At 61.8% G+C, this 16,349-nt stretch carries 13 protein-coding genes and 1 pseudogene; 6 read left to right on the plus strand and 8 right to left on the minus strand.

What is annotated here, in order from left to right:
• Positions 1-32: 32 nt before the first annotated feature.
• Positions 33-1,466, plus strand: a complete 1,434-nt coding sequence (gene sbcB, locus ACK1VC_RS26105; RefSeq protein WP_191086936.1) for an exodeoxyribonuclease I — start codon at positions 33-35, stop codon at positions 1,464-1,466.
• Between the two features lie 72 nt (positions 1,467-1,538).
• Here sbcB and mvaT read toward each other — a convergent pair whose 3' ends face one another.
• Positions 1,539-1,916 carry a histone-like nucleoid-structuring protein MvaT gene (mvaT, locus tag ACK1VC_RS26110; RefSeq protein WP_012273998.1) on the minus strand — a complete coding sequence of 126 codons (378 nt, stop codon included), beginning with the start codon at positions 1,914-1,916 and terminating at the stop codon, positions 1,539-1,541.
• 284 nt (positions 1,917-2,200) lie between these two features.
• Between mvaT and purU the strand changes: the two genes are divergently transcribed.
• Entirely contained in the window at positions 2,201-3,052 is an 852-nt protein-coding gene (gene purU / locus ACK1VC_RS26115) for a formyltetrahydrofolate deformylase (RefSeq protein WP_016488894.1), read from the plus strand.
• A 185-nt stretch (positions 3,053-3,237) separates the two neighbouring features.
• On the opposite strand, the gene ACK1VC_RS26120 is transcribed toward purU, so the two are convergent.
• From ACK1VC_RS26120 to ACK1VC_RS26140, 5 genes and pseudogenes are all read right to left on the minus strand, one after another.
• Positions 3,238-4,230, minus strand: a complete 993-nt coding sequence (locus ACK1VC_RS26120) for a lysylphosphatidylglycerol synthase transmembrane domain-containing protein (protein WP_191086935.1) — start codon at positions 4,228-4,230, stop codon at positions 3,238-3,240.
• On the minus strand, positions 4,227-4,991 hold the full coding sequence (locus ACK1VC_RS26125) for a DUF2334 domain-containing protein (RefSeq protein WP_016488892.1): 765 nt from the start codon (positions 4,989-4,991) through the stop codon (positions 4,227-4,229). The genes ACK1VC_RS26120 and ACK1VC_RS26125 overlap by 4 nt, the downstream gene beginning before the upstream one ends.
• Positions 4,984-6,105 carry a glycosyltransferase family 4 protein gene (locus tag ACK1VC_RS26130; RefSeq protein WP_016488891.1) on the minus strand — a complete coding sequence of 374 codons (1,122 nt, stop codon included), beginning with the start codon at positions 6,103-6,105 and terminating at the stop codon, positions 4,984-4,986. Before ACK1VC_RS26130 ends, ACK1VC_RS26125 begins: the two co-directional genes overlap by 8 nt.
• Before the next feature lie 212 nt (positions 6,106-6,317).
• Entirely contained in the window at positions 6,318-7,082 is a 765-nt protein-coding gene (locus tag ACK1VC_RS26135) for a methyl-accepting chemotaxis protein (RefSeq protein ID WP_371262295.1), read from the minus strand.
• Positions 7,083-7,175: 93 nt separating this feature from the next.
• Positions 7,176-8,192: pseudogene (locus tag ACK1VC_RS26140) on the minus strand (cache domain-containing protein); the annotation flags it as partial.
• A 170-nt stretch (positions 8,193-8,362) separates the two neighbouring features.
• On the opposite strand from ACK1VC_RS26140, the gene ACK1VC_RS26145 reads away from it, so the two are divergent.
• Positions 8,363-9,838 (plus strand): helicase HerA-like domain-containing protein, encoded by a 1,476-nt coding sequence (locus ACK1VC_RS26145; protein WP_023048374.1) that lies wholly within the window; start codon positions 8,363-8,365, stop codon positions 9,836-9,838.
• 87 nt (positions 9,839-9,925) lie between these two features.
• Here the strand turns inward: ACK1VC_RS26145 and ACK1VC_RS26150 are convergent, their stop codons facing one another.
• Positions 9,926-11,398, minus strand: a complete 1,473-nt coding sequence (locus ACK1VC_RS26150) for an inorganic phosphate transporter (RefSeq protein WP_024717454.1) — start codon at positions 11,396-11,398, stop codon at positions 9,926-9,928.
• A gap of 311 nt (positions 11,399-11,709) precedes the next feature.
• Complete coding sequence (locus ACK1VC_RS26155; protein WP_016488886.1) at positions 11,710-11,910, minus strand: hypothetical protein; 201 nt, start codon at positions 11,908-11,910, stop codon at positions 11,710-11,712.
• Positions 11,911-12,385: 475 nt separating this feature from the next.
• Between ACK1VC_RS26155 and pcaR the strand changes: the two genes are divergently transcribed.
• The 3 genes from pcaR to pcaF all read left to right on the plus strand — a co-directional run bounded on the left by pcaR (position 12,386) and on the right by pcaF (position 16,336).
• Positions 12,386-13,261 carry a pca regulon transcriptional regulator PcaR gene (pcaR, locus tag ACK1VC_RS26160; protein WP_016488885.1) on the plus strand — a complete coding sequence of 292 codons (876 nt, stop codon included), beginning with the start codon at positions 12,386-12,388 and terminating at the stop codon, positions 13,259-13,261.
• A gap of 327 nt (positions 13,262-13,588) precedes the next feature.
• Complete coding sequence (locus ACK1VC_RS26165; RefSeq protein WP_191086934.1) at positions 13,589-14,935, plus strand: MFS transporter; 1,347 nt, start codon at positions 13,589-13,591, stop codon at positions 14,933-14,935.
• 198 nt (positions 14,936-15,133) lie between these two features.
• Complete coding sequence (pcaF, locus tag ACK1VC_RS26170; RefSeq protein WP_016488883.1) at positions 15,134-16,336, plus strand: 3-oxoadipyl-CoA thiolase; 1,203 nt, start codon at positions 15,134-15,136, stop codon at positions 16,334-16,336.
• Positions 16,337-16,349 lie beyond the last annotated feature (13 nt).

The raw sequence follows: 16,349 nt of genomic DNA on the forward strand, positions 1-16,349 counted from the left end.
GAATCGGGTCGACCTTGATACAGGACGACCCCGTGACCTCAAGCATTTTCTGGCACGACTACGAAACCACCGGCATCAACCCGCGTTGCGACCGGCCGCTGCAGGTGGCCGGCGTGCGCACCGATTTCGACCTTAACGAAATCGATGAGCCGATCAGCCTTTATTGCCGGCCTTCCGATGACATCCTGCCACACCCGGCGGCTTGCCTGGTGACTGGCATTACCCCGCAGTTGCTGGCCGAGCAAGGCCTGTGCGAGGCCGAGTTCATGACCCGGGTGCATGCGCAACTGGCACACCCGGGCACCTGTGGTGCTGGCTACAACACCCTGCGTTTTGACGATGAAGTGACCCGCTACAGTTTGTACCGAAACTTTTTCGACCCCTATGCCCGGGAGTGGCAGGGCGGCAACAGCCGCTGGGACCTGATCGATATCGTGCGAACCGCCTACGCGTTGCGCCCTGACGGTATTCAATGGCCGCAACAGGATGGGCGCACCAGCCTGCGCCTGGAACTGTTGAGCAAAGCCAATGGCATTGACCATGGGCATGCCCACGAAGCGCTTTCCGACGTGCGGGCAACCATTGCGCTGGCCCGTCTGATTCGGCAGAAACAACCCAAGTTGTATGAGTGGCTCTTCCAGTTGCGCAGCAAGCATAAAGTGATGGAGCAGATCCGTTTGTTGCAGCCACTGGTGCACATATCCGGGCGCTTTTCGGCGGCGCGTAATTACCTGGGTGTCGTACTGCCATTAGCGTGGCACCCACGTAATCGCAATGCGCTGATCGTCTGCGACTTGCATCAGGAACCCCTACCGTTACTAAGGGAAAGTGCCGAGGTTCTACGCCAGCGCTTGTATACCCGTCATGAAGCACTGGCCGAGGGTGAATTACCGGTGCCGCTCAAACTGGTACAGATCAATCGCTGCCCGGTACTGGCGCCACTGTCGGTATTGCGCCCGGCCGACCAACAACGATTAGGCCTGGACTTGACGTTGTTACAATTGCGCGGCGAACAGTTGGCTAATCAACAGGCGCAATGGCAAGACAAGCTGGCGCACATCTACGGCAAGGAAGACTTCACCCCGACAGAAGACCCGGAACAACAGTTGTATGACGGTTTTGTAGGGGACCGAGACCGCCGCTTATGTGAGCAAGTGCGTATGCTGGAACCCGCGCAGTTGGGCCGTGGGCAGTGGATGTTCGATGACCCGCGTTTACCGGAATTGCTGTTCCGCTATCGGGCGCGCAACTTCCCCGAAACCTTGACCAGCGAAGAGCGTCAGCGCTGGTATGGCTTTTGTCAGCAGCGCCTGAGCGACCCGCAGTGGGGGGCGCCCAATACGCTGGGCGACTTCGAACAGGCGCGTCAAAAAGCCTGGGAAGGCGCTAACGAGGCTGGGCGGCGTGTGCTGGAAGCTTGGCAACTGCACGCCCGGCAACTGCAGGAACAATTTGCAATTGGCTGACAGCGGGGCAACAAAAACGCCGGCAATGTGCCGGCGTTTTTGTTGCGACAAGCAAAAGGCAAATGCGGACAATCAGTCCAGCAGGGTTGCCCAGCTCTCAACCACATCACCACCCCAAGTGGCTTTCCACTCTTTCAGGGTTTTGTGGTTGCCGCCTTTGGTTTCGATGACTTCACCGTTGTGCGGGTTTTTGTATTGCTTGACCTTGCGCGCACGTTTGGTGGCAGTAGTCTTGACCGCACCGCGAGGTGCCTTGCTCAGTTTCGACTCTGGGTCGAGCAGGGCAATCACGTCGCGCAGCGACTTGGAGTACTCGCCCATCAGAGTGCGCAGTTTGCCTTCGAACTCCAGTTCTTTTTTGAGCTTGTCATCCTGCGACAGGTTGGCCAGGCGGGCCTGAAGTTCCTTGATGGCTTCTTCGGTAGCGCGGTACTCGTTGATCAGGGACATGGAGTGTTCCTTAATGCGTGTTCAGAAATGTGTGGAGCAATAATAGACAGGCGATAGTCGCAAGTAAACATGATATTGGGCGATTAACTGTTAATTAAGCTGTGACAATATTTCTCTACGTGAACAAAAATTTACTTAAAAACCCTGTTTTTCCACGTGTCTGTCAGGCAATGCCTGCGCTGTGTATGGCGACCGGCATACGCCATCGTGGCTGCGATCAATACTGCGTTTTTTCTGGCGTGCCGCTAGAATAGGCGCCTTTGCGAAGTTCTGGAGTCTCATTCATGCGCACCTATCGTCTGGTGATCGCCTGCCCCGACCGTGTCGGCATCGTGGCGAAAGTCAGTAATTTCCTGGCCTTGTACAATGGCTGGATCAACGAAGCCAGTCACCACTCTGACGAGCAGAGCGGTTGGTTCTTCATGCGCCATGAAATCCGCGCCGAATCCCTGCCGTTCGGTATCGAAGCCTTCCGCGAGGCGTTTGCGCCGATCGCCGAAGAGTTCTCCATGACCTGGCGCATTACCGACTCGGCGCAGAAAAAGCGTGTGGTTCTGATGGCCAGCCGAGAGTCGCATTGCCTGGCCGACCTGCTGCACCGCTGGCACACTGATGAACTGGACTGCGAGATCCCTTGCGTGATTTCCAACCACGACGACCTGCGCAGCATGGTCGAGTGGCACGGCATTCCTTTCTTCCACGTGCCGGTTGACCCCAAGGACAAGGCCCCGGCCTTTGCCGAAGTGTCGCGCCTGGTTCAGGAGCACGCCGCCGATGTGGTGGTGCTGGCCCGTTACATGCAAATCCTGCCGCCGCAACTGTGCCGGGACTTTGCTGAAAAAGTGATCAACATCCACCACAGCTTCCTGCCGTCGTTCGTCGGTGCCAAGCCTTACCACCAAGCCGCCCTGCGTGGCGTGAAACTGATCGGCGCGACCTGCCACTACGTCACCGAAGAACTGGACGCCGGCCCGATCATCGAGCAGGACGTGGTGCGTGTCAGCCATGCCGACAGCATCGAGGACATGGTCCGCTTTGGCCGTGATGTAGAGAAGATGGTGCTGGCCCGCGGCCTGCGTTATCACCTGGAAGACCGGGTGCTGGTGCATGGCAACAAGACTGTCGTTTTCGATTGATGATGCAGGGGCGCAAAGCGCCCCTGCAATCTTGAAAGGAACACTGATGGCCACACAACGCAACACCCCCAATGCCTCACCACCTCCCACTCTCGGCGAAGGTTGCCTGGCCCGCTACGACCCCGAAGCCCTGGATGATACTGACGGCACCGACTTCCCCGGCGCTGCCGAACTCTGGCAACAGCTCAACCCGCCTGACGCCGCCAGCGCTCCAGTAACGGACGCGCCAGCAGGCACACGAACACCGGCCCACCCGCCAGCAGATAAAAGTAGTAGGTAACCGCCCGCCATATCAGGATGGCCGCGGCGGCGGTAGAGCCGCCCACCCATGGCGTCAGCAGGCTGGCCGAGGTCAGCTCGGCGGCACCGGCGCCGCCTGGCAGCAGGCTGAGCTGGCCGGCGCTGAGCGACAGCATCTGCACCAGAAAACTGGGGATCCAGGCCAGGTCCACCCCCAATCCCCTCAAGACAAGGTACAACACGCTGTAGCGCAGAGCCCAGTGTGCACAGGTCAAGGTGAACACCAGGCTGAGTGTGCGCTTGGGCAGCTGCCAGGTTTGCGTCAGCGCTTGCACGAAGTGCAACAGCTTGCGCGCCCAGCGACGTTTGCGCCGCTGGCTCATGCCCAGGTGCCGCAGCAGCCTGCCGTTCAAGCGCATGACCTGACGGCGATAGCGTAGCAGCCCGACCACCCCGGCCAGTGCTGTGCACAGTAGCAGCGCACTGCCCAGCAACATGCTTTCCTGGCTGCGGCCCAGGCTGTGGAACAGCGCGTAGCCAGCTATTGCCAGCATGGCGCAGAAGAAGAACACCAGATCGTTCAACTGGTCCATGGCGAATACAGCGCCGCTGCGTGCCGCGCTGATGCGGTCACGTGCCAGGAGGGCCATCAGGGTCAAGGGCCCGCCGCTACCACCGGGGGTGGTGCAGATGGCAAATTCGGTGGCCATTATCACGCCCAGGCTACGCAGGGGCCCAAGCCTGGCTCCCTGCTGGCCGAGCAACAGGCGCAAGCGAATGGCGTTGATGGCCCAGCACAGCAGAATCATGCCCAGCAGGGTGAGCATCAGCACAGGATCGAAGCTTTGTAGCCTCGGCAGCAGCTCGCTGCCACCGAGCAGGATCGGCACGAGCACCGCCGCCAGCAGTGTCAGGCCCAGCCAGGCCAGGCGGTTCATGCGCTGGCCTTGCGGTCCAGCCAGGCCGACTTGGTCAGGGGCTCGCGGCCTTGAGCCAGCAAGCTGCGCAAGGTGTTCAGCCAGTAGTCCCGGGATGAACGGTGGCGCATGTCCACCGGGTGCAGGCCCAGGCGCAGGGTCTCGGCATTGCGCCACCGGTGGCATTGCCAGTCGCACAGCACCCTGGAAAGCCCTCGGCGCCACGCGCTGCGGGCACTCCACACCAGCCCCGGGGCTTCGATCGCGGTGAAGTCCGGCAAGCGGTACAGGTGCTGCGGCGTGCTGGTGTAGCGCAGGGGAAGGCGGCGCAGGGCCTGGCGGGTGCCTTCGCTCATCAGCCAGGCCGGCGCTACAAAGCCTGCTACAGGCCAGCCTTGCTGGTGGAACAGTGCCAGGCCGCGCTCCAGCCGTTGCAGGGCCTGCTGCTGGTCCAGGCCGTAGAATTCACCTTCGTGGGTGTAGATACGGCGCATGAAGTAGTCGCCGGGTGTGCGGGGCGGTGGGCTGTTGTCGGCATGGTAGTAGCCGTGCAAGGCCAGTTCATCGCCCTGGGCCAGGCGCCGGTCAAGGAGGCGGCAGAAGGTGGGCGAACGCAGCAGCAGGTTGCGCTGGTGAAAGTCTGGCACCACAAGCCAGGTCATGGGGACGCCGCCGAGGGTGTCGACGGCTTCGACGAAGGGTTGATAGTCTGGCCAGGTCTCGGGCGCGACGTCATGCAGCACCAGCATCAGGCTGCGCGACGCCGGCCATGCCTCAGCCATGGGCGCGCACCTGCAGTGGGTGGCCGAGCACCGCGTGGTAGTGCTGCAGGAGGCCGCACACCACGTTGTCCCATGAATAATGCTGCTCCACATGGCGGCGCGCCTGCGCCCCGAGTATACGTACGCCGGCCTCGAACGCCTCGCGCACGGCTGCCGCCATGGCGTGGCCATCATTGGGGCGGCACAGGCGGCCGCACTGTTCGTTGACGATTTCACTGAAGGCACCGGCGCGTACAGCCACCACCGGGATGGCGCTGGCCATCGCTTCAAGAATGACCAGGCCAAAGGTTTCCTGGTCCCCGGCGTGCACCAGCAAGTCGGCACTGGCCAGCAGCCGGGCAACTTCCGGCGCGGGGCAGAAGTGGTCGATCACGCTGACGTTGCGCGGCACATTGGCCGGCATGTTCGAACCCACCAGCAGCAGGTGGTAGGGGCTACCCAGCTGCTGCATGCAGTCGAGCAGCACTGGCAGGTTCTTTTCCCGCGAGCCGCGGCCGGCATAGATCAGCAGGCGGCTGGTGTCAGCGATGCCCAGTTGCGCGCGCAGGTGCGGGTCGCGCTGGTCTGGGTTGAAGGTGGCCAGGTCCACCCCCAGGCGCTGCACATGCACATCGCGTACACCCAGGCGGCGCAGTTTGTCGGCCATGACCTGGCTGGGCGCCAGCACCCGGTCGAAATTGCCATATAGCTTGCTGACGTAGGCCTCGACATTGGGCGTGAACCAGTTGCCCATGCGGTTGCTGACCAACAACGGCAGGTCTGAATGATAGAAGCCGATCACTGGCACATCGAGTTGACGCCGGGCCTCCAGCGCAGCCCAGGCGGTCAGATAGGGGTCGCCGACCTCGATCAGGTCGGGCTTGAGCCGTCGCAGTTCATTGCACCAGGGGGCCAGGCGCACCGGGAAGCGGTAACCCTTGCCGAATGGCAGAGGCGGGGCGGGCACCTGATAGATGCCATCGGCGTGCTGTGCACTGGCACCGGGTATCAGCAGGCTGTGGCGTACGCCGTGAATGGCGTCGAGGCGGCGGTGTTTGGCATCAAGATAGGTTCGTACGCCGCCGCTGGCCGGGGCATAGAACATGGTGATGTCGGCGATGTGCACGATCAGCATCCCTCCAGGATCATCTTCGGGCTTGTCATCCGGCGATGACGCGCCTACAGGTTGACCTGTGTGAAGGATAGTTTGTTCGATCGGGGTTTGGCGGCCCAGGGCTGAGGCGGGTGTTGGTTTCTTTGTGGGCACGCCCGCTGCCGCAGAGACTGCACAGACCTTGAGGTTTGTGTCAGCCGTTGCGGGAGCGGGCGTGCCCGCGAAACAGTGTCTTAGATGCGGAAACTGCCCACCAGGTGCTTCAGGCGGCCGGCCTGCTGCTCAAGGTCCGAGCAGGCGCGCAAGGTGGCTTGCAGGTTCTCCACGCCTTCCTGGTTGAGCATGTTGATCTCGTTGATGTCCATGTTGATTGCCTCGACCACGGCGGTCTGCTCTTCGGTGGCGGTGGCCACCGACTGGTTCATGCCGTCGATCTCGCTGATGCGTACGGTAACGCTGTCCAGCCGCTCACCGGCCTGGTTGGCGATCTGCACACTGTCCTGGCTGTGGCGCTGGCTTTGGTCCATGGTCTCGACCGACGCGCGGGCGCCCACCTGCAGCTCTTCGATCATGGTCTGCACTTGCTGCGCCGATTCCTGGGTACGGTGCGCCAGGTTGCGCACTTCATCGGCCACCACGGCAAAACCACGGCCGGCTTCACCGGCGCGGGCCGCTTCGATGGCGGCGTTCAGCGCCAGCAGGTTGGTTTGCTGGGAAATGCTGGTGATCACTTCGAGGATCTGGCCAATGTTGACGGTCTTGTTGTTCAGCGTCTCGATGTGACCGCTGGAGCTGACGATCAGGTCGGACAGGCGGTTCATTGCCGCAATGTTGCGCTCGACCACCTGTTGACCCTCTTCGGCCAGCAAGCGAGCCGAGCTGGCGTGCTGCGACGCCTGAGCAGCGTTGCCGGCGATTTCCTGGGCGGCGGCGCCCAGTTCGTTGATGGCGGCGGCCACGCTGTTGGTACGGTTGGACTGTTCGTCAGAATTGGTCATCGACGAGTTCGAGGCGCTGATGACACGCAGGGCCACTTCGTTGACCTGCTCGGTGGCCGAGGACACTTCGGCGATGGAGCTGTGAATGCGCTCGACGAAACGGTTGAAGGCGGTGCCCAGGATGCCGAACTCGTCGTGGTTGTGAATGCGCAGGCGTTTGGTCAGGTCGCCTTCACCCTCGGCGATGTCTTCCATGGCGCGGGTCATGGTATGCAGCGGCTGCATCAGCACGCTGATCAGCAGGCCAAGCAGGCCGATGATGATCACCACCGCCACCACCGTGGCGATCACCGCCGAGGTGCGGAAAGTGCTCAGCATCGAGAAGGCCTTGTCCTTGTCCACCGACAGGCCGATGTACCAGTTGGCCGAAGGCAGGCCGGTGATCGGGGTGAAGGTCAGCAGGCGGGTCTGGCCTTCGCTCTGCACTTCGGTCAGTTCACCGGTCAGCTTTGGCGTGTGCTGCGGGAACAGGTCCGACAGCGACTTCATCACCAGGTCTTGGTCAGGGTGCACCAGGATCTTGCCTTGGTCGTTCACCAGGAAGGCGTAGCCCATGCCGCCGAAGTTCAGCGAGTTGATGATCTGCACCAGGCCGTCCAGGGCCAGGTCGCCCCCGACCACGCCGACACTGCTGGAAACCTTGCTGAGGATGCCAATGACCATCTTGTTGGTGGTCATGTCGATGTACGGTTCGGTCAGTGTCGCGCCGGTGGCGTTCATGCCGTCCTTGTACCAGGGGCGGGTGCGCGGGTCGTAGCCATCGGGCATTTTTGCGTCCGGGCGCACGCTGAAGCCGCCGTCCACCTTGCCCAGGTAAACGGTGAGGAAGCTGGAAATCAACGCATTCTGGCCCATCAGGGTTTCGGCGTTGGTTGGGTTTTGGGCAATGTTCTGTGCCAGGTTTTCCACCAGCTTGATACGGCCATCGAACAGGTTGCGGATGTTGGTCGAAGTGGAGGCGCCCATTTCAGCGAGATAGTTTTCCAGGTCCGCGCGGATCGCATTACGCTGGAGGTAATCGTTGTAGAGCGTGAACAGGCTGAAGGCGAGTATCACGATCAATGATGCTGCCAAAAGAATCTTGTGGCTGAAACGAAGGCTTTTGTTCATGGCGTAATCGGTTCCGCTAAGGTGTTATATCAGGCGTTCGCACGGGTGGAGCCGCAAAGCAGTGCAACATCCCGAAAAGTCCCTTTTCGGTTGTTCCTCTCTAATTAAGGCGAATATCACCCAAAGGTATCGGCCGAATTAAGGCAAAGCTTGAGCAGAGGATTGCAGAGATGTCGGAAACTTCGACCATAGTTGTGGGTGCTGGCCCAGATGGCCAGCCAGTCGGGCAAGCGATGCGGCTGGCCAACCGCCATGGCCTGGTGGCGGGCGCGACGGGTACTGGCAAGACCGTGACCTTGCAGCACCTGGCAGAAGCGTTCAGTGACGCAGGGGTGGCCGTATTCGCGGCCGATGTCAAAGGTGACCTGTGTGGGCTGGGGGCTGCCGGCGCGCCGCAGGGCAAGGTGGCCGAACGCATCGCCGGCATGCCGTGGCTGGGGCACACGCCTCAGGCCTACCCGGTCAGCCTCTGGGACATCGCCGGGCAGTCCGGCCACCCGCTGCGCACTACCCTCAGTGAAATGGGGCCGTTGCTGCTGGGCAACCTGCTGGAACTGACCGACAGTCAGCAGGCGGCGCTGTATGCAGCTTTCAAGGTGGCCGACCGTGAGGGCCTGTTGCTGCTGGACCTCAAGGACCTCAAGGCGCTGCTCGCGCACCTGAAGGACAACCCACAATTGCTGGGGGAAGACAGTGCGCTGATGACCACGGCCTCGACCCAGGCGCTGTTGCGGCGCCTGGCGACCTTGGAGCAGCAGGGCGCCGAGGCGCTGTTCGGCGAGCCGGCATTGCAGCTCGAGGACCTGCTGCGGCCAGATTTGGATGGCCGTGGGCGCATCCACCTGCTCGACGCCAGCCGGCTGGTGCATGAGGCGCCCAAGGTGTACGCGACTTTCCTGCTGTGGCTGCTGGCCGAGCTGTTCGAGCAGTTGCCCGAGCGTGGAGATGCCGACAAGCCGGTGCTGGCCTTGTTCTTCGATGAAGCGCACTTGCTGTTCAACGGTACGCCAAAAGCGTTGCAGGACCGCCTGGAGCAGGTGGTGCGGCTGATCCGCTCCAAGGGTGTGGGGGTGTATTTCGTCACCCAGTCACCGGGTGACTTGCCGGATGCGGTGCTGGCCCAGTTGGGTTTGCGCATACAGCATGGCTTGCGGGCGTTTACCGCCAAGGAGCAGAAGTCGCTGAGGGCGGTGGCCGATGGCTTTCGCCCGAACCCGGCATTCGACACCCTGGCGGTGCTGACCGAGCTGGGGATTGGCGAGGCGTTGGTGGGTACCTTGGAGGAAAAGGGCACGCCTGCCATGGTGCAGCGGGTGCTGATTGCGCCGCCGCAGTCGCGTATCGGGCCACTGAGTGCGGCCGAGCGAGCTGCGCTGATTGCTGCTTCACCGCTGGTGGGGCGCTATGACAAGCCGGTGGACCGTGAGTCGGCCTATGAGAGGCTGACCCAGCGCAAGGGCGAGGCGTTGGAGCCGGCGCCGCAACCGAAGGTGGACGAGGAGAGCTTTGCCGACAAGGCCGGCGACTTCTTGCAAAGTGCGGCGGGGCAGGCGATCAAGTCGGCAGTGCGCCAGGCGGCCAATCAGTTGGGGCGACAGCTGGTGCGAGGGCTGATGGGGTCGTTGCTGGGGGGCAAGAAAAGGTAGTTTGCCTGTACCGGCCCTATCGCCGGTACAGGAATGACTCCTGTGAAAAAGGCGCCCATGAGGCGCCTTTTTCTATTGCGGTGTCACTTAGCCAATGGCTTTGGATGCCAGCCAGAACAGGCCGGCGGCCAGGCCCATCGAAGCCGGCAGAGTCAGGACCCAGGCCAGCAGGATGGTCTTCACCGTGCCGCCTTGCAGGCCGCTCTTGTTGGCAACCATGGTGCCGGCTACACCGGACGACAGCACGTGTGTGGTCGATACCGGCAGGGCGAACACGTTGGCCATGCCGATGGCGCAGGCGGCAGTGATTTGTGCAGACATGCCTTGGGCATAGGTCATCCCCTGCTTGCCGATTTTTTCGCCAACGGTGAGTACCACACGCTTCCAGCCAACCATGGTGCCCAGGCCCAGGGCCAGGGCGACGGCCACGATCACCCAGAATGGTGCGTATTCGGTAGTGGCGGTAAGGTCTTTGCGGAGTTTTTCCAGGTCGGCCTTTTCACGGGCCTCGAGGCCCGGCAGCTTGCCGACCTTTTTCGCGGTGTCATCCAGGCACAGCAGGTAGCGGCGCACTTCAACACGTTTGTCGGCATCCAGGCTGTGGTAGTCGGTCACGCCCTGAAGCGAAGACTGCAGCGCGGCGATGGTCGGCTCGGTCTGCTGCGGGTTGCAGCTGAACTTCTCCGGCAGGTCGCTGGACTTGGCCTTGCCCAGTGCCAGGAATTCGCCCAGGGTGGCGGCGTTGCGCTGGTAGAACTGGCTCATGTGCAGGGTAGCGTCGCGGGTACGCTCGATCTGGTAGGTGGTGCTGTTCAGGTCGAGGACGAACTTGGCCGGGACAATACCGATCAGCACCAGCATGATCAGGCCGATGCCTTTCTGGCCGTCGTTGGAGCCGTGCACGAAGCTCACGCCCATGGCCGAAACCACCAGTACCATGCGGTTCCAGAATGGCGGGTGCTTCTTGTCGTCGAGTTTGCGACGCTGGTCGGGGGTTTTGTGCATCTTCGACAGCGGGCGCCACCACTTCAGGCCGATCAGCACCAGGGCCGCCACGGCAAAGCCGGCCATTGGCGAAACCACCAGCGACATGGCGATGTCGATCGCCTTCTGCCAGTTGACGCCATCACCCAACGGAATGTCGTTGATAAGGGCGTTGGCCAGGCCGACACCGAGAATGGAGCCGATCAGCGTGTGCGAACTCGAGGCCGGGATGCCAAAGTACCAGGTACCCAGGTTCCAGGTGATGGCCGCAGCCAGCAGCGAGAAGACCATGGCCAGGCCGTGTCCGGTGTTCACATTGATCAGCAGCTCTACCGGCAGCAGGTGCACGATGGCATAGGCCACCCCCACACCGCCGAGCAGAACGCCAAGGAAGTTGAACACACCGGAGAAGAACACGGCGAGGTGCGGCGGCATGGCTTTGGTGTAGATGACTGTAGCTACCGCATTGGCGGTGTCATGAAAGCCATTGATGAACTCGAAGGCGAGTACGAAGGTCAAGGCGAGCAGCAGGCTCACCAACACCCAGGCATCCAGTCCGCTGAATAAATCGATCATGAAGGTTGTCTGGCGGGTATAGGGGGGCGGGATTATGCCAGAAAACCTTGGCAATCGATGCACCTGCTACAGACCGATGGCAATCTTCATGGCGTGAGCATGGGATGCGAACTGGGGCAATCAGGCAGGAAAATGTCTGCTAAAAAGCGCAAAGCCTGGCGAAATCAGGCAAAAAAGCGAAGAAATGGCCGTTTCGTCATCATTCAAACGGTCGTATGAAATTTGTGAAAATCCATTTCATCTTCGGTCAGGCGGTAAAGATCGACCTCGCCCGGGCTGGCCGGGCGACGACGCGCTGGCGTGGTCCCGGGTCAGGGATTGTCGCTGCGCAGTTCCTTTTCAATGCGTTCAAGTTCCTGGTTGAACGCCTGGTCGCGCACGCTGGCACGTTTGCGCCAGGGTTTGCGTTCCGGATCCGGTTGTGCGGCGTAAGTGGTGACTTCACCACCGTAAACATCCTTGTAACGTTCAGCCTGGCGCTCGAGTTCTGCGCGCAGTTCATCTTTCGTCACATGCAGTACCTGAATTAAGTGTGATGACGTTTGTTATGCGATGTGCAGCGTGCACATGCCTGGCTGGCCGCAACGGCTACATACAGCGGAATACGCCGCTGCCATGCTAGCGCCCGGGCCTGCGCAATGATTATAGCAACCGATAATTCGCCGAACATCGTTATTTACCGAACCCTGACAGCACCTGACGCAACGAGTGGCAGGGGCGGAAACAGTTCGGACGCTTCGTACAAGTTTGAAAGGCATGACGGATAAAAGTTCGCCGCAATGCCAGGGCGACGCCAGAATGAAAAACGGCCTCGCCAAGAGGCGAGGCCGTTGCCTGGGGACTTCTACGGTGGGTACCTGACCAGTCTCTCCAAAGAAGCCACAAGTGGCATGAGAAAGGTATAAGCAAACGTGTCAGCGGTCAATTGCGATTATCGGCCGTTTGTTCGATAATCGAACGAGTGGGCGTTTTTTTTTGAGGTGTGCGATGAGTGACGAAACCCTGGTCAATGATTCGGTCAATCCAGAGCCGGCGCGACCCCCATCGGCCGCCATGGCCCCGCCGATCGTGGCTTCACCGGCCAAGCGCATCCAGGCGTTTACCGGCGATCCAGACTTCATGACCTCCCTGGCACGTGGCCTGGCCGTGATCCAGGCCTTTCAGGAACGCAAGCGCCACCTGACCATCGCCCAGATCAGCCACCGCACCGAAATCCCCCGAGCCGCGGTGCGCCGTTGCCTGCACACACTGATCAAGCTGGGTTACGCCACCTCCGACGGGCGTACCTATTCGCTGCTGCCCAAAGTGCTGACGCTGGGGCACGCCTACCTGTCGTCTACGCCACTGGCGATCTCTGCCCAGCCTTATCTCGACCGTATCAGTGACCAATTGCACGAAGCCGCCAACATGGCCACCCTTGAAGGCGACGACATTCTTTATATAGCCCGTTCGGCCACGGTGGAGCGGCTGATATCGGTCGACCTGTCGGTGGGCGGGCGCCTGCCGGCCTACTGCACATCCATGGGGCGCATCCTGCTGGCGGCCATGGACGACACCAGCCTGCGTGAATACCTGGAGCGTGCCGACCTGAAGGCGCGTACCAGCCGTACCTTGCATGACCCCGAGTCACTGTTCGCCTGCATCCAGCAGGTACGCGCCCAAGGCTGGTGCGTGGTGGACCAGGAGCTGGAGCAGGGGCTGCGTTCGATTGCCGTGCCGATCTACGATGCATCGGGGCAAGTGTTGGCGGCGTTGAACGTGAGCACCCATGTGGGGCGGGTGACACGCAGTGAGCTGGAACAGCGCTTCCTGCCGATCCTGCTGGCGGCCAGCCGGGACCTTTGCCATCAGTTGTTTGGCTGAGATTGAAGGGGGCCGCGGAGCGCCCCCCTTTGACATTTAGAACAGGCAAAACGGTTTCTTGTGCGATAAACGCACAGTGTCGCTCCGGGCGAATTGCGCCACCGCCGCCCGCTGATTAATGTCTCTCGCAACGGTCGGCCATGCCGACCGAACAAAAAATACAAGAGGCACTTACCATGAATACTGTCCACTTGCTGCTGCGGCCGCACCCGCACGCAGTACCGTTGTATCCAGGCTGACGCAGGCCATATTCCCCCAATCATCGTCCTCTGTGCCGGTTGCCCGTGTGCAGTGGTCTGGCTGTGCCCAACATTCTGGACAACAACAATGAACCAAGCGCAAAACAACGTCGGCAAAAGCCTCGACGTTCAGTCGTTCATCAATCAGCAGCCGCTTTCCCGCTACCAGTGGCGGGTCGTGTTGCTGTGCTTCCTGATCGTCTTCCTCGATGGCCTGGACACTGCCGCCATGGGCTTCATCGCCCCGGCGCTGTCGCAGGAGTGGGGCATCGACCGGGCGAGCCTTGGCCCGGTGATGAGCGCCGCATTGATCGGTATGGTGTTCGGTGCCCTGGGCTCCGGGCCGTTGGCTGACCGCTTCGGCCGTAAAGGCGTGCTGGTGGGCGCGGTGCTGGTGTTTGGCGGTTTCAGCCTGGCCTCCGCCTATGCCACCAACGTCGACCAGTTGCTGGTACTGCGCTTCCTGACCGGCCTGGGTCTGGGTGCCGGTATGCCCAATGCAACCACACTGCTGTCCGAATACACCCCCGAGCGCCTCAAATCGCTGCTGGTGACCAGCATGTTCTGCGGCTTCAACCTGGGCATGGCCGGTGGTGGCTTCATTTCCGCCAAGATGATCCCGGCCTATGGCTGGCACAGCCTGCTGGTAATCGGCGGCGTGCTGCCACTGCTTCTGGCGCTGGTGTTGATGGTCTGGCTGCCGGAATCGGCGCGGTTCCTGGTGGTGCGCAACCGGGGTACCGACAAGATACGCAAGACCCTTTCGCCCATTGCGCCGCAGGTGGTGGCCGAGGCGGGCAGCTTCACCGTGCCAGAGCAAAAGGCCGTAGCCGCCCGCAGCGTCTTTGCGCTGATCTTCTCCGGCACTTATGGCCTGGGCACCATGCTGCTGTGGCTGACCTACTTCATGGGCCTGGTGATCGTCTACCTGCTGACCAGCTGGTTGCCAACCCTGATGCGTGACAGCGGCGCGAGCATGGAGCAGGCCGCATTTATCGGCGCGCTGTTCCAGTTTGGCGGCGTGCTGAGTGCCGTGGGTGTGGGCTGGGCCATGGACCGCTACAACCCGCACAAGGTGATCGGCATTTTCTACCTGCTGGCCGGGGTGTTTGCATACGCCGTGGGGCAGAGCCTGGGCAACATCACCGTGTTGGCCACCTTGGTGCTGATTGCCGGTATGTGCGTGAACGGCGCGCAATCGGCAATGCCATCGTTGGCAGCACGCTTCTACCCGACCCAGGGCCGTGCCACGGGTGTATCGTGGATGCTGGGTATCGGCCGCTTTGGTGCAATTCTGGGGGCCTGGAGCGGCGCTACGCTGTTGGGCCTGGGCTGGAACTTCGAACAGGTACTGACGGCGTTGCTGGTGCCAGCGGCACTGGCGACCGTAGGTGTGATCGTGAAGGGGCTGGTAAGCCACGCCGACGCGACCTGAATAGCGAGGGGGGGCGTGCAGCGCTCCCAGCAGGCAGATAGGTAGCAGCGTAACAAATGGTTCGATAATCGCACGGATAGTCGATTATCGGATTGTAAGCCTACCGTCAGTCTCCTTAATCTGGGCTCATCGAAGCACCCTGACCAGTAGCCTCCACACGTACCGCCGCGGCCCATGGCCAGTGGCAGGAGAAGCCTAATGCGCGACGTATTTATCTGTGACGCCATCCGCACCCCCATCGGCCGCTTCGGCGGCGCGCTGGCGAGTGTGCGTGCCGACGACCTGGCCGCCGTGCCACTCAAAGCGCTGATCGAGCGCAACCCTGCCGTGCAGTGGGACCAGGTTGATGAAGTGTTCTTCGGCTGCGCCAACCAGGCCGGTGAAGACAACCGCAACGTGGCGCGCATGGCGCTGCTGCTGGCCGGCCTGCCGGAGAGCATCCCGGGTGTCACCCTGAACCGCCTGTGCGCGTCGGGCATGGATGCCATTGGTACCGCCTTCCGCGCTATTGCAAGCGGCGAAATGGAGCTGGTGATTGCTGGCGGTGTCGAGTCGATGTCGCGCGCACCGTTCGTCATGGGCAAGGCTGAAAGCGGCTATTCGCGCAACATGAAGCTTGAAGACACCACCATCGGCTGGCGTTTCATCAACCCTCTGATGAAGAGCCAGTACGGTGTGGACTCCATGCCGGAAACGGCCGATAACGTCGCCGACGACTACCAGGTTTCGCGCGCTGACCAGGACGCTTTCGCCCTGCGCAGCCAGCAGAAGGCTGCAGCGGCCCAGGCTGCTGGCTTCTTCGCCGAAGAGATCGTCCCGGTGCGCATTGCGCACAAGAAGGGCGAAACCATCGTGGAGCGTGACGAGCACCTGCGTCCGGAAACCACGCTGGAGGCGCTGACCAAGCTCAAGCCGGTCAATGGCCCGGACAAGACAGTCACCGCTGGCAACGCCTCGGGCGTGAACGACGGTGCTGCGGCGCTGATCCTGGCGTCGGCGGAAGCCGTGAAGAAGCACGGCCTGACCCCGCGCGCCCGCGTGCTGGGCATGGCCAGCGGCGGTGTTGCACCACGTGTGATGGGCATTGGCCCGGTGCCAGCGGTGCGTAAGCTGACCGAGCGCCTGGGGGTGGCGGTGAGTGATTTCGACGTGATCGAGCTCAACGAAGCCTTTGCCAGCCAAGGCCTGGCGGTGCTGCGTGAGCTGGGTGTGGCCGACGATGCACCGCAGGTGAACCCTAATGGCGGCGCGATCGCTCTGGGGCACCCGCTGGGCATGAGCGGTGCGCGCCTGGTGCTGACTGCGCTGCATCAGCTGGAGAAAAGTGGCGGGCGCAAGGGCCTGGCGACCATGTGTGTAGGTGTCGGCCAAGGTCTGGCGCTGGCCATCGAGCGGGTTTGACCTGTACCGGCCC

It is taken from the genome of Pseudomonas sp. XP2, from assembly GCF_053557975.1.

Coding starts and splice junctions, on each gene's coding strand:
- purU (WP_016488894.1), top strand. CDS start 2,201: ATGCGCACCTATCGTCTGGTGATCGCCTGCCCCGACCGTGTCGGCATC.
- ACK1VC_RS26165 (WP_191086934.1), top strand. CDS start 13,589: ATGAACCAAGCGCAAAACAACGTCGGCAAAAGCCTCGACGTTCAGTCG.
- mvaT (WP_012273998.1), bottom strand. CDS start 1,916: ATGTCCCTGATCAACGAGTACCGCGCTACCGAAGAAGCCATCAAGGAA.
- pcaR (WP_016488885.1), top strand. CDS start 12,386: ATGAGTGACGAAACCCTGGTCAATGATTCGGTCAATCCAGAGCCGGCG.
- ACK1VC_RS26130 (WP_016488891.1), bottom strand. CDS start 6,105: ATGCTGATCGTGCACATCGCCGACATCACCATGTTCTATGCCCCGGCC.
- ACK1VC_RS26150 (WP_024717454.1), bottom strand. CDS start 11,398: ATGATCGATTTATTCAGCGGACTGGATGCCTGGGTGTTGGTGAGCCTG.
- pcaF (WP_016488883.1), top strand. CDS start 15,134: ATGCGCGACGTATTTATCTGTGACGCCATCCGCACCCCCATCGGCCGC.
- ACK1VC_RS26145 (WP_023048374.1), top strand. CDS start 8,363: ATGTCGGAAACTTCGACCATAGTTGTGGGTGCTGGCCCAGATGGCCAG.
- ACK1VC_RS26135 (WP_371262295.1), bottom strand. CDS start 7,082: ATGACCAATTCTGACGAACAGTCCAACCGTACCAACAGCGTGGCCGCC.
- ACK1VC_RS26125 (WP_016488892.1), bottom strand. CDS start 4,991: ATGGCTGAGGCATGGCCGGCGTCGCGCAGCCTGATGCTGGTGCTGCAT.
- ACK1VC_RS26120 (WP_191086935.1), bottom strand. CDS start 4,230: ATGAACCGCCTGGCCTGGCTGGGCCTGACACTGCTGGCGGCGGTGCTC.